Origin of the sequence: Nesterenkonia aethiopica (assembly GCF_039534665.1) — a bacterium.
Taxonomy (GTDB): Bacteria; Actinomycetota; Actinomycetes; order Actinomycetales; family Micrococcaceae; genus Nesterenkonia; species Nesterenkonia aethiopica.
The window spans coordinates 1-15,084 of record NZ_BAAAVT010000006.1 but is presented as its reverse complement, the minus strand read 5'-3'; the positions used below and the strand labels follow the sequence as shown (position 1 = coordinate 15,084).

Here is a 15,084-nt window from a genome sequence, read left to right as displayed (position 1 = left end):
GATTCCGCATAGCGATACACTGGCGGAGTCCCTGACCCCTCTCGAGGAGACCTCATGACACGCCTTCAGGTGGGCCAGCCGGCCCCCGCCTTCACCCTGTCCGACGCCGACGGCAACCAGGTCAGCACCGCCGACTTTGCCGGGCAGCACCTCATCGTCTACTTCTACCCCAAGGCCGCCACCCCGGGCTGCACCACCGAAGCCTGCGACTTCCGGGACAACCTGGCCTCCCTGCAGGCGGCCGGCTACGCCGTCGTCGGGGTCTCCCCCGATGCGCCGGAGGCGCTGCGCCGCTTCGCCGAGGACCAGCAGCTGACCTTCCCGCTGCTCTCCGACGTCGACCAGGCCACCGCCCGCGCCTACGGGACCTACGGCACCAAGAACCTCGGAGACCGCACGGTGGAGGGCACCCTGCGCTCCACCTTCGTCATCGACCCCGAGGGCACCCTGAGCCACGCAGCCTACGAGGTCGCCGCTGACGGGCATGTGGCCGAGCTGCGCCGCACCCTGGGAGTCTGAGCTCGGCGCCTGAGCGCCGTCCGCGCTCCGCGCCGCATCAGACGCAGACGACGGCGGGCCCCGACCAGATCTGGTCGGGGCCCGCGGCGTCGCCGTGCGGCGGACGACCTCAGCTCTGCGGCTGCGGAGCCGCGGCCTCGGTCCGGCTGATGAGCCGTCCCCGCGGGGTCTCGAAGTCGATCTCCTGACCGCGCAGCAGCGTGACCTCCACGACGCCGACCAGCTCACGGCCGTCATAGGCGCTGACCTTGTTGCGGTGCCACAGGCGCTCAGCCTCCACGCTCCAGGACTTCTCCGGGGCGAAGACCACCAGGTCCGCGCTCGCCCCCTCGGCGATGCGCCCCTTGTCCTGCAGACCCACCTGGTCGGCCGGGCCGGAAGACATCCAGCCCACCACCTGGGACAGCTCCAGTCCGCGGGCCCTGGCCTCGCTCCACACCAGCGGCAGGCCCAGCTGCAGCGAGGAGATCCCGCCCCAGGCGGCCCCGAAGTCCCCGGTGTCGAGCAGCTTCAGCTCCGCGGTCGACGGCGAATGGTCCGAGACCACGCAGTCGATGGTGCCGTCCGCCAGGGCCTCCCACAGCAGATCCCGGTTCGCGGCCTCGCGGATCGGCGGGCAGCACTTATGTGTGGTGGCGCCGTCGACGATCTCCTCGGCGGCCAGCACCAGGTAGTGCGGGCAGGTCTCCACGCTCAGACGGAGACCCTCAGCCCGGGCCGCGCGGATCTCCGGCAGGGCGTCGGCCGAGGACAGGTGCAGGATGTGGGCGCGAGCCCCGGTGCGGCGGGCGGCATCGATGACCGCCCGGATCGCCACGTTCTCCGCCTCCCGCGGCCGGGAGCGCAGGAAGTCCTCATACTTGCGGCCGGAGGCCTGCGGCGCCTGGAGCAGCGTGCCATGGTCCTCGGCGTGGACGATCATCATCGATCCCAGCTCGGCGAGGATGGTCATGTCGGCCTCCATCTCGGCCGGCTCCAGCGGCGGGAACTCCTCCACACCGGAGTCCTCCAGGAAGCACTTGAAGCCGAAGACGCCCTGCTCGTGCAGCGGGCGCAGCTGCTCACCGTTGCCGGGGATCGCCCCACCCCAGAAGCCGATGTCCACGTGGGCGGCCACCTCAGCGGCGGCCCGCTTGACCTGAAGCGCCTCCGGGTCGACCGTCGGCGGGATGGAGTTCAGCGGCATGTCCACGATCGTGGTCACTCCACCTGCTGCGGCCGCGCGGGTCGCCGAGGCGAATCCCTCCCACTCGGTGCGGCCGGGCTCGTTGACGTGGACATGGGAGTCCACCAGACCGGGCAGCAGCACCTGATCCTCCGGAACCTCCACCGTCCGGAGCCCCTGGAGCCCCGTCCCGGCCGGGGCGATGCGGGTGATCGCGCCGTCGTCGACGCCGATCTCCACGGCCTGCCATCCCGCAGGCAGCAGCGCCCGGGACGCTGTGACCACCAGTTCATGTGCCATGGTCCTCATTCCTCTCCGGGCCCCGCGGGCCCTGCCATCAGCTGCCTCTGCCGCGAACGCGCCGCGAGCTCCTGCCCGATCCGGCCTCCGACCTCCTGCAGCAGCGCCGGGGCCCGACGGATGGACTCCTGGTCGCTGCCCGCCAGGTCCCGCAGAGCCCAGACGTGGTCGATCCCGGCGGCCGCCCACTGATCCCGGTCCAGGAGACTGCGTCCGCAGACCGCCACCACCGGTATACCATGCCGAGCTGAGACGCGCGCCACCCCCACCGGCACCTTGCCGGCCAGCGACTGCGTGTCCAGGCTGCCCTCACCGGTGATGACCAGGTCCGCCCCGGCCATCCGTGCCTCCAGGTCCACCAGCTCCATGACGACCTCGACGCCGGGGCGCCGCTCCGCCCCAAGCAGCGCCAGGGCGGCGAAGCCCACCCCGCCGGCCGCGCCGGCCCCGGGCTGGTCGGCGGCACGGACCACATGATCGGACCAGGTGGGCCCGCTGCTGCGGTACGCCGCCTCGGCCAGCACCGGCACGGCCCGCTGCAGCGCGAGCGAGGCCCAGCGGACCTGCTGCTCGTCGAGGCCCTTCTGCGGGCCGAACACCTCAGCGGCCCCCTGCGGCCCCGTCAGCGGTGAATCCACATCGGCGGCGATGACGATCCGGGTCTGGGCGATCCGCGGATCCAGCTCCCGCAGGTCCGCGGAGTCCAGGCCGCTCAGCCCCGCGGCTCCCTCGGGGATGCGTCGGCCGGCCCGGTCCAGCAGTCGGACGCCCAGTGCGGAGAGCATGCCGGCCCCGCCGTCGGTGCAGGCGCTGCCGCCCAGCGCCAGGACGACCTCATCGGCCCCGCGGTCCAGAGCCGCGCGCAGCAGCTCCCCGGTCCCCCGGCTGGTGGCCCGCATCGGGTCCGCCCCGGGCCCCATGTCATGGAGCCCGGAGGCCTCGGCGAGTTCGACGACGGCGGCGGTCGTGCCGCCGTCGTCGGTCCGCAGACCCAGCTGGGCCCGGGTCGGACGGCCGTCCGGCCCGGTGACCCAGTGGGCCTCGATCTCCCAGCCGGCGGCCGCCGCATCCAGGGTGCCTTCGCCGCCGTCGGCCATGGGCACCTCCACCACGCGGGTCCCCGGGGCGGTCCGGCGGATGCCGGAGGCCAGCGCCTGGGCCACCTCACCGGCCCCGAGTGACCCCTTGAAGGTGTCCGGGGCGATCACCACGGTGGACGTCCGTGGCCCGGCAGCGGTGCTCGCCATGGATCTCACTCCGAGGCGGCGAGCGCCGTCAGCGCCGTAGGGGCGTCCTCCGGGCACTCGGCCAGCGGCTCGAACTCGTTGATCGCATCCAGCGCGGGACCCATGGCGATGTTCGTGACGCGTTCGAGGATGACCTCGACGACCACTGGGACACGGTGCTCCTCGGCCTGGGCGACCGCGTCCCGCAGGGCGTCGCCTATCTGCTCCGGGTCCTCCACACGGATGGCCTTGCAGCCCAGCCCCTCGGCCACCGCCACGTGGTCGACTCCGTAGCCGGCAGACTCGCCGGTGGCGTTGATGTTGTCGAAGGCCAGGGAGACCTCGTAGTCCATGTCGAAGGGTCGCTGCGACTGGCGGATCAGGCCCAGGTAGGAGTTGTTGACCACCACGTGGACATAGGGCAGCCGGTGCTGGGCGCCGACGGCCAGCTCCTCGATCATGAACTGGAAGTCGTAGTCGCCGGAGAGCGCGACGACGGTGGTGTCCGGCAGGGCGCGGGCCACGCCGAGCGCCGCCGGACCGGTCCACCCCAGCGGTCCGGCCTGACCGGCGTTGATCCAGGCGCGCGGGTGGTAGGCGTGCAGCATCTGCGCACCGGCGATCTGGCTCAGCCCGATCGTGGTCACATAGGTGACGTCCCGACCGAAGGCCGAGTTCATCTCCTGATAGACCCGCTGCGGCTTGATCGGCTTCTCGGTGAAATTGGTCTTGCGGTGCAGGGTCCCCTTGCGGGCCGCACAGTCGCGGGCCCATTCGGCGAAGTCCGGCAGGGCGTCCTTCCGGGCGCGGGCCGCCTCCAGCAGGGCCTCCAGGGCCGCGCCGGCGTCGGAGACGATGCTGTAGTCCGGCGGGAACACCCGCCCGATCTGGGTGGGCTCGATGTCGATGTGCACGAAGCGCCGACCCTTGCGGTAGGTGTCCAGCGCACCGGTGTGGCGGTTCGCCCACCGGTTGCCGATGCCGATCACCAGGTCCGACTCCAGGAAGTTCGCGTTGCCGTATCGGGTGTGCGTCTGGATCCCGACCATCCCGGACATCAGCGGGTGGTCGTCCGGGATCGCACCCCAGGCCATGAGCGTGGGCGAGACCGGGATGTCCAGCAGCTCGGCCAGCTCCACCAGCCTGTCCGCGGCGTCGGCGTTGATGACCCCGCCGCCGGCGACGATGATCGGGTGCTCCGAGGCGGCGATCATGTCCAGCACCCGGTCCGCCTGAGCCCGCGTGGCCGCCGGCTTGACCACCGGCAGCGGCTCATAGGTCTCGATGTCGAACTCGATCTCCGTCTGCTGGACGTCCAGCGGCAGGTCGATCAGCACCGGCCCGGGACGCGAGGAGCGCATCAGCTGGAACGCCTTCTGGAACGTGCCGGGGACCTGGGCGGCCTCCAGCACCGTCTTGGCCATCTTGGTCAGCGGCGCGGCGATGGAGGAGATGTCCACCGCCTGGAAGTCCTCCTTGTCCAGGACCGCCACCGGCGCCTGGCCGGTGATGCACAGGATCGGCTGGGAGTCCGCCTGGGCGGCGTAGAGGCCGGTGATCATGTCCGTCCCGGCCGGGCCCGAGGTGCCCAGGCAGACGCCGATGTTGCCGGGCGCGGCACGGGTGTACCCGTCGGCCATGTGGGAGGCGCCCTCCACGTGGCGGGCCAGCGTGTGCCGGATCCCTCCGTGGGCCTTCAGGGCGGAGTAGAGCGGGTTGATCGCCGCCCCGGGCAGGCCGAAGGCCTCGGTGGCCCCCTCCTTCTCCAGGATCAGGGCGACGGCGTCGACAGCGCGCATCGTGGTCATGATGCTGCTCCTTCAAGGTCTCGTGTCTGGTGGGCGACGTTCCGCGGTGCGGTCCGCCGGTGAGGGACGGCCTGGCTCAGCTGTGCTGCTGCTCAGTCTGTGCTGCTGTCCAGGCCGTGCTGCTGTCCAGGCCGTGCTGCTGCTCAGCAGGGAGGTGAGCAGCCAGCGGGAGTCAGGAGGTGGTGCCGTTGCGGCCGCCGAGGTCCTCCAGGACCGTGAACAGGCCGGAGTGGTCCAGACCGCCGTCGCCCCGCTGGACGGTGGAGGCGATCAGCTGGGCCACGGTGGAGGCCAGGGGGATCACGACGCCGGCCTCTCGGGCGGCGGAGGTGACGATCCCCATGTCCTTGTGGTGCAGTTCGAGCCGGAAGCCCGGGTCGAAGGAGCGGTCCAGCATCTTCTGCCCCTTCTGGTCCAGCACCTTGGAGCCGGCCAGACCTCCGCCGAGGACCTGCAGGGCGGAGCCGGTGTCCACGCCGTAGGCCTCCAGGAAGAGGACGGCCTCGGCCAGCAGCCCGATGTTGCCGGCCACGATCAGCTGGTTGGCGGCCTTGACGGTCTGCCCGGAGCCGGCCGGCCCCACGAGCACGATCGTCTTGCCCACGCCCTCGAAGACGTCCTGAACGGCCTCGAAGTCTGTCTGCTCACCGCCGACCATGATGGACAGCGCGCCGTCGATGGCGCCCTGCTCACCGCCGGAGACGGGAGCGTCCAGGGGCTTGAGCCCCGCCTCGCGGGCCTTCTGAGCCACCTGCACGGCGACGTCGGGACGGATGGTCGAGTGGTCGATCCAGGTGGCGCCGGGCTCGGCGTGGGCGAGGACTCCGTCCTCGTCGAGCATCACGGCCTCCACGTCCGGGGAGTCGGGCACCATGGTGATGATGACCTCGGCACCGCGCACGGCCTCCGCCACCGAGGACGCGGCGGCGCCTCCAGCCAGGGCGAGCCGCTCGGCCTTCTCCGGGGAGCGGTTGTAGCCCGTCACCTGGTGGCCGGCGCTGACGAGGTTCTTCGCCATGGGGAGACCCATGATCCCCAGGCCGATGAAAGCGATCTTCGTACTCATGAGTGGTGTGTCCTTCCTGTCCGGCGGGACTCGGCCCGGCCGTGTGGTGTGGGGTGTCTGCCGCGGGCCCGGCTCAGCGGGCGACGTCGACCGGTGCGGCGTCGAGCCAGTCGAAGGCCGTCTCGGTCTCCTGCTTGTACTCGAGGGCGATCGGGCCGGTGTAGCCGAGCTCGCGGCTGCGGTCGATCCAGGCCTCCAGCGGCAGCTCGCCCGTGCCGGGGGCGCCGCGGCCGGGGGCGTCGGCGATCTGGATGTGGCCGAAGGAGGCGGCGTGGGCCTCGATCACGGCGGCGACGTCGTCGCCGTTGACGGCCAGGTGGTAGAAGTCCGCCAGCAGCGCCACGTTGGCGGCCCCGGCGGCGTGGACCCTCTCGACGACGGCGAGCGCGTCCGCGGCAGTCTTCAGCGGGTAGCCCTCGGCACCGGAGACCGGCTCGACGAGCACGATGCCGCCGATGGTCTCCACGGCCCGGGCGGCGTGGACGAGGTTCTCCACGGCCAGGGCGTCCTGCGCCTCGGCGTCCTGCCCGTCCTGCCGAAGGCCGTAGAGGGCGTTGAAGGCGCGGCAGCCGGTGCGGCGGCCGATCTCCGCGGTGATCTCCACGTTGCGGCGGAATTCGTCCTGCCGGCCGATGACGGAGACCATGCCACGGTCGCCGCCCGCCATGTTCCCCGCCCAGAAGTTCAGCCCGGTCAGGGACACGCCGGCCTCATCCAGGGAGGCGACAAAGCCGTCGACCTCCTCGGGGCTCGGCGCGGGCTGTCCGTCGAAGGGCCACCAGAACTCAACGTGGGCGAAACCGTGGGCGGCCGCGGCGGCGGCGCGCTCGAGGACGGGCAGCTCGGAGAGCAGGGTGGAACAATTCAGCACGTAGGACGTCGGCGTGCGGTGGGCGAATGCGCTGGTCATGGGGTCCTCCTCGATGTGGACGGCTCGGTGTGGACGGCTCGGTCCGGATCGCCTCCCGCTCGAACCCGTCAACTTTCGGATTGCGGAAGATTGAATCCATCTTGTGGAAACAGACTAGGGCGACCGAGGCCCCCGCGTCAACGAGAGAATCACCGACGATGCGAATCGACGCCTGACCTGGCGAGACGATGGTCTACCAAATGGACATCGCGACTGATCCGCTTCACACTCTTGACGGAGGACCTGTGAGCGGCGTTACACTCGTTCACGATGCGGAAGCTAACTACCGCATACCGAAATCCGTTGCATACCCAAAGCCGCACTGGGCACGGGCCGCACGGGGAGGGCCAGTCTTCTCCCCGCACCCCGACCTCGCACTCTCCCGCCCCTGGGTGCGCAGGCCCCGCCCGCGGCAGAATGAGGTGACCTCGACCATGTCGAAGACGACTGGTGCCGGCTCGCAGAAGCGCCGCACCCTCCCTGCTGGATCTGACCGGCCCGAGGACGAATGGCTGCCCGTCGGCAAGCTGATGACCTTCGGCCTGCAGCACGTGCTGACCATGTACGGCGGAATCATCGCCGTCCCGCTCATCATCGGCAGCGCCGCAGGCCTGCCCGGAGAGCAGACCGCCCTGCTGGTCACGGCCAGCCTCTTCATCGGCGGTCTGGCCACGATCCTGCAGTCCGTGGGCCTCCCCTTCCTAGGATCCAAGCTGCCGATCGTGCAGGGCGTGTCCTTCGCCGCCGTCGCCACCATGCTGGCGATCCTCACCGGACCCGGCGGCGACCTCAACACGGTCTTCGGCGCCATCATCGGCGCCAGCATCATCGGCTTCATCCTGGCGCCGTTCTTCGCGCGGATCATCCGCTTCTTCCCTCCGGTGGTCACCGGCACCGTGATCACCGCCATCGGGCTGACCCTTATCCCGGTGGCCGCCAACTGGGCGATGGGCGGTGACTCGAGCACCGACGACTACGGCTCACTGGCCAACATCGGCCTGGCCTTCCTGACCCTGGCGATCATCCTGCTGTTCTCCAAGGTCGGCTCCGCCACCCTGTCCCGGCTGTCCATCCTGTTGGGCCTGATCGCAGGCACCGCCGCGGCCGCAGCCCTGGGCATGACCGACTTCTCGAACGTCGGCGGCGGCTCCTGGGTCGCCCTGCCCTCCTTCATGGGCTTCGGCGTGCCGACCTTCGACGTCGCCGCGATCATCTCCATGACCATCGTGATCCTGGTGATCAAGACCGAGACCGCGGCCGACATCATCGCCATCGGCGAGATCATCGACACTCCGGTGGACCGCCGCCGCATCGCCGACGGCCTGCGGGCCGACATGCTGTCCTCCGCCGTGGCGCCGCTGTTCGGCTCCTTCACCCAGTCGGCCTTCGCACAGAACGTCGGCCTGGTGGCCCTGACCGGGGTGCGCAGCCGCTACGTGGTCGCCGGCGGAGGCGCCATCATGATCGCCCTGGGCGCCCTGCCGATCCTCGGCCAAGTCATCGCGGCCATCCCGATGCCGGTCCTCGGCGGTGCGGGCATCGTGCTCTTCGGCACCGTGGCCGGCTCGGGCATCCGCAACCTGAAGGGTGTGTCCTACGAGGGCAACATGAACCTGATCATCGTCTCCGCCTCCCTGGGATTCGCGATGATCCCGGTGGTGCGCGAGGACTTCTACCACGCGTTCCCCTCGTGGTTCCAGACCATCTTCCACTCCGGCATCTCATCGGCCGCCATCATGGCGGTGCTGCTGAACATCCTGTTCAACGAGCTCAAGGCCGGGAACTCGGAGAACCCGTCGGTGTTCGCCGCCAAGCCGGTGCGCATCCTCTCCCCCACTGATCTGCGGGACCTCCGGGAAGGTGACGTGTTCGTCGATGGGAGGTTCGTCGACTGCGACGGCGAGGAGATCCCGCTGGTGCCCGATGAGAAGGTCGAGGAGGTCCGGGAGGCCATCGACCGAGGCGAGGTCACCGACACCAGCCAGGTGCAGATGATCATCAACGGCCGGGACCCCCGGGAGGCAACGCCGAAGGGGTCCTCGGAAGCCGGCGACGACGATGCGGAGCCTGAGAGAGCGGCCGAACCTGACCAGGTGGTCGCGGACAACGGGCGAGGCGGACACTGACTCCCCGATGAGTCCTCGATGAGCACTCGATGAGCCCCGCTGCGGGCAGCCGATGACGGCCCGCCCCGACTGCCGATCGAGTGGCCACGAATGCCGGCATCTGCCCTCGGACACGCCACTCAGGACGCCGAGATCCCGTCATTCGTGGACACTCGTTCAATGTGAAGCACAGAAGAGGGCCGCCGCGGTCTGCGACCACGGCGGCCCTCTTCTGCTCGGCGCTCAGCGCGCCGACCTCAGTGCCCGACGCTCAGAGCTCCACCTGCCGGTTGACGTCCTTGTAGAGCAGGTAGCGGAACGGGCCGGGCCCGCCCGCGTAGCAGGCCTGGGGGCAGAAGGCACGCAGAGACATGTAGTCGCCTTCCTGCACCTCCACCCAGTCGGCGTTGAGCCGGTAGACGGCCTTGCCCTCGAGCACATAGAGCCCATGCTCCATCTCGTGGGTCTCAGCGAAGGGGATGGAAGCGCCGGGCTCGAAGGTCACGATGTTGACGTGCATGTCAAAGGCGAGGTCCTGCGGGTCGAGCATCCGCGTGGTCCGCCAGCGGCCCTCGGTGCCCGGCATGGGGCTGGGCTCGATGTCCTGCTCCTGTCCCACCACAGGTTTCGGGCGGTGGCCCTCCAGCGGCTGGTGCCGCTTGCGGATCCAGTGCAGGCGGGCGGCATCGTCGCCCACGGAGCGCAGGGACCACTGCTCGCCTGCCGGGACGAAGGCGAATCCGCCCGGGGTGAGGCGGTGGGCCTCGCCAACGATGACCACCTCGACCTCGCCCTCCATGAGGAACAGGAAGCCCTCCACCTCGGACTGCGGCTCCGGAGCCTCCGAGCCGCCGCCCGGGGCCACCTCGAGGATGGTCTGGGAGAAGGTCACCGCGCCGCCGGCCACCGGGCGGTTCAGTACCCAGGATCGGGTGTCCCGCCACTCGGGGAGCACGGTGGTGACGATGTCACGCAGGACTCCGCGGGGGATGACCGTGTAGGCCTCGGTGACCACCGCCCGGTCGGTGAGCAGGTCGGTCTGCGGAGGGTGACCGCCGTGGGGCGCGTAGTACGGTGTCCTGCTGGTCGTCATCGGTGAGCTCCTCATCGTCTCGAAGGTGTGCATGGTCTCGAAGGTGTGCATGTCCATCGTGGCCCGCGATCGGGCCTCACGCACCCGTCCCTCGGCCGGACTCTTCCGGCCGAGGGACGGGTGCGCGGTCAGCCCTCAGGCTGGTCGTCCGGTACGGGCGAGATGCCGCAGGCCGGCGGCGTCGAGTCCGGTGGCGGCCACGACGTCGTCCTCGGTGACCGCGCCGCAGGTCAGCCCGCGCTGCAGGTAGCCTGCGAGCGCCTTGGCGGTGGCCGGCTCGTCCAGCACGGCACCGGACTCTCCGCCCACGTAGCGGCGCACCCGGCTCGCCGCATCGGCGAACCCCTCCCGGTAGAACAGAAAGGTCGCCAGGAAGCGGGTCGGCAGCTGGTGGGGGTGGAGGTCCCAACCCTGATAGATGCCGCGCTGCAGGTGGCGGCGCACGAGTCGGGCGTGCAGGTCCCAGGCGGCGACCACGCTGTCCGGGTCTCCCAGGGGGAGGATGTTGGTGGATCCGTCGGAGACGTGGACCCCGGTCTCGGCGGCGGCCAGCAGCATCTGCTGCTTGGCGAAGTCCGCGGCCGGGTGGTCCATGGACTGGTGCGCCGCGGCGATCCCCAGGGAGGCCGAGTAGTCGTAGGTCCCGTAGTGCAGGGACGTGACCCGCCGTTGCCCTGCGTGGACGGCGCCGGCCAGCGGAACGGTGCCGTCGGGGCCGAGGATCAGCTGCGGGGTCTCCACCTGGATCTCGAAGCCGATCCGGCCGGCGTCGATCCCGAGCTGCCTCTCCAGCTCCTCGACGGCGAGCACCATGGCACGCACCTGGTCGGCGGTGGTCACCTTGGGCAGGGTCAGCACGAGTCCCTCCGGCAGCCCGCCGACGGCGTCGTGGAGCTCTGTGAGGAACAGGTCCAGGGTCCGCAGGCCGCGGCGACGGGTCGCCGCCTCCAGGCAGCGGAAGCGGATGCCGATCCAACCGGGCGTGACGTTCTCGTCCAGCCCTCGGGCCACACGCCGGGCGGCCTCCTGGGCCCAGTGGTCCTCCTCGGCGTCGTCGCGGAGGCCGAAGCCGTCTTCGAAGTCCAGGCGGAGGTCCTCGATGGGGTCCTGGCGCAGCTTCTCCGTGACGGCCCGGGCCAGGCCGGCGACGTCGCCGGCAAGGCCGTCCCCGGGTTCGGCGCCGGAGAGCCGGATGACCCGTTCGGCGAGCTGCTCCATGCCGCCGTGCGCCTCGACCGCGGCCAACGCCTTCGCTCCCCAGTCCGCGAGCAGCCCGGGAGCCCAGGTGTCGGCGGGGATGTAGACGGTGTGCACGGGCTGCCGCCGGCCCCGGTCACCGGGGTACAGGTTCTCGAGCATCTGATCGGTGTCGGCCAGGAGCGCGTCGACGCGGCCGAGCAGCTCCTCGCCGAGCACGGGGCCGCGACTCATCGTGCGGCCTCCGCGGAGGTCGGAGCGGCTGTGCGGCCGTTGCGCCGGGCGGCGTCGTCCGTGTCGGCAGACCCTTCGGCGCTTCCGGCCTCCTGCCGGGCGACGCCGGCGACGGCCTCGGCGACGTTGGTCGCCACCCGCGGGTCGAAGACAGAGGGGATGATGTGCCCGGCGTTGAGCTCGTCATCGGCGATGGTCTCCGCAATGGCCTCGGCGGCCACGCGCAGCATCTCGTCGGTGATGTCGTGGCAGTGCGCATCGAGCAGGCCGCGGAAGAATCCAGGGAAGGCGAGCACGTTGTTGATCTGGTTCGGATAGTCACTGCGACCGGTGGCGATGACGGCCGCATGGCGACTCGCGGCGGCCGGGTCCACCTCCGGGTCCGGGTTGGACATGGCGAAGACGATCGACCCCTCGGCCATGGCCGCGATGTCGGCCTCATCCAGAAGATCGGGGGCGGAGACGCCGATGAACACATCCGCACCCACCACAGCCTCCTTGAGGCTCCCTGTGACGCCGCGCGGGTTGGTGTGCTGGGCCAGCCAGGCGCGGTGCGGGTCGGCATGCTCCTGGGCCGAGGTCAGCGCCCCGCTGCGGCCGCAGACGACGACGTCATGGGCTCCGGCGGCCAGCAGGAGCTTCACGATGGCGTGTCCGGCCGCCCCGGCTCCGGAGACCACGATGCGCACGTCGCTCAGCTGCTTCTCCACGACCTTCAGGGCGTTGGTCAGTGCCGCCAGGGTGACGATGGCGGTGCCGTGCTGGTCGTCGTGGAAGACCGGGATGTCCAGCTCGTCCCGCAGCCGGGCCTCGATCTCGAAGCAGCGGGGGGCGGAGATGTCCTCCAGGTTGATCCCTCCGTAGGCCGGGGCGATCGCCTTGCAGACGGCGATGATCTCCTCGGTGTCCTGAGTGTCCAGGGCCACCGGCCAGGCGTCGACGTCGGCGAACTGCTTGAACAGCACGGCCTTGCCCTCCATGACGGGCATGGAGGCTTCGGGGCCGATGTTGCCCAGTCCGAGCACGGCGGACCCGTCGGTGACGACGGCGACCGTGTTGCGCTTGATGGTCAGTCGCCGCGCGTCCTCGGGGTTCTCGGCGATCGCCTGACAGACGCGCGCCACCCCGGGGGTGTAGGCGCGCGAGAGGTCGTCGCGATTCTTCAGGGTCACCGTGGGGGTCGACTCGAGCTTGCCGCCGAGGTGCAGCAGGAAGGTGCGGTCGGAGCTCTTCCGGACGTCCACGCCGTCGAGCGCAGCCAGGGCCTGCTCGATCTCCTGGGCGTGGTCAGGGCCGCGAGTGTCGCAGGAGACGTCCACCACGAGCTCGGAGCGGGTGGACTCGATGACGTCGAGCGCCGTCAGGGCCGCGCCGTGGTCGGCGATGACCGCGGCGAGATCGGTGGATGCGGAGAAGCTGGCGGGCGCCGCCACACGGTAGGTGATGGAATGCCCGGGACTGGGTGTCGCCATGATCCTGCCTTTCGATAGGTATTCCGCGATACGGACTTGATTATCTACTATACGGAACTTGAGGCAGTGCGTCGACCGCCCCGGCCACCACAGCCCACCTCGCCCCTGATTAGCCCCACATCCGACTACACTCGTGGGAGCGAGACCCTCAGGACGCCGTTGCGAGGCAGCTGGACTGCCCCCGAGATGGAAGGCCCGCACGCCATGAGCACTGACCCCACGGACACGCAGGACGCCGTCGACCAGGACCGGAGCGCGCGTCGCCCTGCCCGCGGAGGCGTCCAGTCCGTGGAGCGGACCTTCGACCTCCTGTCCTTCATCGCCTCCTCGGGAGGCCAGACCACGCTGAGCGAGCTGGCCGCCGCAGTGAACCTGCCCATGCCCACGATCCATCGCCTCCTGAAGACGCTGCTCGGCCTCGGCATCGTCCGGCAGCTCCCTGATCGAGGCTACGCCCTCGGCCCCGGACTGATCCGCCTGGGCGACCTCGCCAGCCGTCAGCTGGGCGCCGTCGCCCGTCCGCATCTGCGCACCCTGGTGGAGGAGCTGGGCGAGAGCGCGAATGTGGCCACCCTCGACGGCGACATGGTGGTCTACGTGGACCAGGTCCCCTCGCCGCACCAGATGCGCATGTTCACCGAGGTCGGCCGCCGCGCCCACACCCACGACACCGGCGTGGGCAAGGCCATCCTCGCGACCCTCGACCCCGAGCAGGCGCGGCGCATCGTGACCACCGCCGGCATGCCCGGCCACACCGAGCACAGCATCACCACGCTGGAGGATCTCGAGCGCGAGCTGGATGCCATCCGCCGCCAGGGCTACTCCGTGGACGAACAGGAGCAGGAGCTGGGCGTGCGCTGCTTCGCCGTGGCCGTCCCGGAGGCCCCCACTCCCCTGGCGATCTCCGTCTCCGGCCCCACCAGTCGCGTGGACAAGGCCTTCGCCGACCGCGCCGTGCCGCTGCTGCGCCGCGTGGCCCAGGAGATCTCCGAGGAGCTGCGGATCTCCTGATCCCGGCAGCCGGCCCCGGCCCCGGCCCCGGCTCGATCGAACAACGCGCCCCCGCACTCCGCGACGCCGCTCATCCCCCTCCCGGCATGCCCCTCAGGCACGCCCCCCCCAGGCGCGCCTCTCTTCAGCGCCCCGGCCGGCTGCCACATCCCCTGCTTCGCCCGACCTGATCCGCCGGCACCCCTTGACTCTCCTGGACGTGGCACCGATACTGATGTCATAAAGCGGAATTCTTGTTCCATATACTGGAATTTCGGAGCCTTGGAGAGGAGCTCACGATGAGTGCTCGCCCAGCTGAGGACGCCCCCTCGGGCGCCACGATGCCCCCGAACGACGGCGTTGCGGCCTCCGCGGTCCCGCCTGCGGCCCCCGCGTTCGACGGCGGCGGCGACGACCCGGACTTCTTCATCCCCGCCCGCGCGACCCAGGCCCTGCCGCTGATCTGCAGGATTCCCGGGGTGGGCCCTCGACTGCCGCAGTGTCGCTGAGAACGCCTCGACGGCCGGCCATCACCGCCCGTCAGCCCGGGCTTCAGGCTCGGCGAGGGGCGGGTCGGAGCAGTGTCCTCCGACCCGCTGCTCCCCGCCCCTGACCGCCAGACCAGGGGCGGGCAGCAGGGGACTGCACGTCCCGTGATGATCTGCTCCCCAGGACTCGGACCGCGTGACCTCCCAGCGAGACCTCGCTGATACGTCCCGCCGCGTCCTGGGGAGCAGAGCCCCGCACCGCAGCATGTCTCCGCAGCACGTCTCCGCGGTGCTCAGCGAGCACCTGCCGGGCCCATGAGTGAGGGCCGCCGCCCCAGCCGGGACGGCGGCCCTCACTCATGCCTGACGAGCGCCTCACGCAGTGTCGGCGGCCCGCCTCGGGAATGCCCTCGATCCTGGGCTCAGGCATCGCCTCCTGTGGACCCAGAGGTCCCAGCATTGGGATCACAGAGCTGGTACTTCTCGATCGCTTCCTCCGCCAGGCCTGGGT

General features: G+C 70.6%; 11 protein-coding genes and 1 pseudogene. 4 read left to right on the top strand and 8 right to left on the bottom strand.

Annotation, left to right across the window (positions count from 1 at the left end):
* The first annotated feature begins 54 nt into the window (after positions 1–54).
* Complete coding sequence (gene bcp, locus ABD658_RS05355) at positions 55–519, top strand: thioredoxin-dependent thiol peroxidase (RefSeq protein WP_344681131.1); 465 nt, start codon at positions 55–57, stop codon at positions 517–519.
* A gap of 109 nt (positions 520–628) precedes the next feature.
* Here the strand turns inward: bcp and allB are convergent, their stop codons facing one another.
* From allB to ABD658_RS05330, 5 genes and pseudogenes are all read right to left on the bottom strand, one after another.
* Positions 629–1,984, bottom strand: a complete 1,356-nt coding sequence (allB, locus tag ABD658_RS05350; RefSeq protein ID WP_344681129.1) for an allantoinase AllB — start codon at positions 1,982–1,984, stop codon at positions 629–631.
* A 5-nt stretch (positions 1,985–1,989) separates the two neighbouring features.
* Entirely contained in the window at positions 1,990–3,231 is a 1,242-nt protein-coding gene (locus ABD658_RS05345; RefSeq protein WP_344681127.1) for a glycerate kinase, read from the bottom strand.
* A 5-nt stretch (positions 3,232–3,236) separates the two neighbouring features.
* A complete protein-coding gene (gcl, locus tag ABD658_RS05340; RefSeq protein ID WP_344681125.1) occupies positions 3,237–5,018 on the bottom strand; it encodes a glyoxylate carboligase in 1,782 nt (593 codons plus the stop codon).
* 172 nt (positions 5,019–5,190) lie between these two features.
* Positions 5,191–6,093, bottom strand: a pseudogene (locus ABD658_RS05335) (2-hydroxy-3-oxopropionate reductase); the annotation flags it as partial.
* Positions 6,094–6,157: 64 nt separating this feature from the next.
* Positions 6,158–6,994, bottom strand: a complete 837-nt coding sequence (locus tag ABD658_RS05330; protein ID WP_344681123.1) for a hydroxypyruvate isomerase family protein — start codon at positions 6,992–6,994, stop codon at positions 6,158–6,160.
* 434 nt (positions 6,995–7,428) lie between these two features.
* Between ABD658_RS05330 and ABD658_RS05325 the strand changes: the two genes are divergently transcribed.
* Positions 7,429–9,120, top strand: coding sequence for a nucleobase:cation symporter-2 family protein (locus tag ABD658_RS05325; RefSeq protein ID WP_344681121.1), 1,692 nt, complete (start codon positions 7,429–7,431; stop codon positions 9,118–9,120).
* A gap of 250 nt (positions 9,121–9,370) precedes the next feature.
* On the opposite strand, the gene ABD658_RS05320 is transcribed toward ABD658_RS05325, so the two are convergent.
* The 3 genes from ABD658_RS05320 to ABD658_RS05310 all read right to left on the bottom strand — a co-directional run bounded on the left by ABD658_RS05320 (position 9,371) and on the right by ABD658_RS05310 (position 13,095).
* Positions 9,371–10,192, bottom strand: coding sequence for a bifunctional allantoicase/(S)-ureidoglycine aminohydrolase (locus tag ABD658_RS05320; protein WP_344744034.1), 822 nt, complete (start codon positions 10,190–10,192; stop codon positions 9,371–9,373).
* Positions 10,193–10,327: 135 nt separating this feature from the next.
* A complete protein-coding gene (locus ABD658_RS05315) occupies positions 10,328–11,623 on the bottom strand; it encodes a DUF6986 family protein (RefSeq protein WP_344681117.1) in 1,296 nt (431 codons plus the stop codon).
* On the bottom strand, positions 11,620–13,095 hold the full coding sequence (locus tag ABD658_RS05310; RefSeq protein ID WP_344681115.1) for an NAD-dependent malic enzyme: 1,476 nt from the start codon (positions 13,093–13,095) through the stop codon (positions 11,620–11,622). The genes ABD658_RS05315 and ABD658_RS05310 overlap by 4 nt, the downstream gene beginning before the upstream one ends.
* A 204-nt stretch (positions 13,096–13,299) precedes the next feature.
* On the opposite strand from ABD658_RS05310, the gene ABD658_RS05305 reads away from it, so the two are divergent.
* Together ABD658_RS05305 and ABD658_RS05300 are read left to right on the top strand one after the other, a co-directional pair.
* Positions 13,300–14,106: an IclR family transcriptional regulator gene (locus ABD658_RS05305; protein WP_344681113.1), complete on the top strand. Its 807-nt coding sequence runs from the start codon at positions 13,300–13,302 to the stop codon at positions 14,104–14,106.
* 278 nt (positions 14,107–14,384) lie between these two features.
* Positions 14,385–14,594 carry a hypothetical protein gene (locus ABD658_RS05300; protein ID WP_344681111.1) on the top strand — a complete coding sequence of 70 codons (210 nt, stop codon included), beginning with the start codon at positions 14,385–14,387 and terminating at the stop codon, positions 14,592–14,594.
* Positions 14,595–15,084: the final 490 nt, after the last annotated feature.

Bases quoted from the DNA above. Each gene is read 5' to 3' on its own strand.
- bcp (WP_344681131.1), top strand. From the start codon at position 55: ATGACACGCCTTCAGGTGGGCCAGCCGGCCCCCGCCTTCACCCTGTCC.
- allB (WP_344681129.1), bottom strand. From the start codon at position 1,984: ATGGCACATGAACTGGTGGTCACAGCGTCCCGGGCGCTGCTGCCTGCG.
- ABD658_RS05345 (WP_344681127.1), bottom strand. From the start codon at position 3,231: ATGGCGAGCACCGCTGCCGGGCCACGGACGTCCACCGTGGTGATCGCC.
- gcl (WP_344681125.1), bottom strand. From the start codon at position 5,018: ATGACCACGATGCGCGCTGTCGACGCCGTCGCCCTGATCCTGGAGAAG.
- ABD658_RS05330 (WP_344681123.1), bottom strand. From the start codon at position 6,994: ATGACCAGCGCATTCGCCCACCGCACGCCGACGTCCTACGTGCTGAAT.
- ABD658_RS05325 (WP_344681121.1), top strand. From the start codon at position 7,429: ATGTCGAAGACGACTGGTGCCGGCTCGCAGAAGCGCCGCACCCTCCCT.
- ABD658_RS05320 (WP_344744034.1), bottom strand. From the start codon at position 10,192: ATGACGACCAGCAGGACACCGTACTACGCGCCCCACGGCGGTCACCCT.
- ABD658_RS05315 (WP_344681117.1), bottom strand. From the start codon at position 11,623: ATGAGTCGCGGCCCCGTGCTCGGCGAGGAGCTGCTCGGCCGCGTCGAC.
- ABD658_RS05310 (WP_344681115.1), bottom strand. From the start codon at position 13,095: ATGGCGACACCCAGTCCCGGGCATTCCATCACCTACCGTGTGGCGGCG.
- ABD658_RS05305 (WP_344681113.1), top strand. From the start codon at position 13,300: ATGAGCACTGACCCCACGGACACGCAGGACGCCGTCGACCAGGACCGG.
- ABD658_RS05300 (WP_344681111.1), top strand. From the start codon at position 14,385: ATGAGTGCTCGCCCAGCTGAGGACGCCCCCTCGGGCGCCACGATGCCC.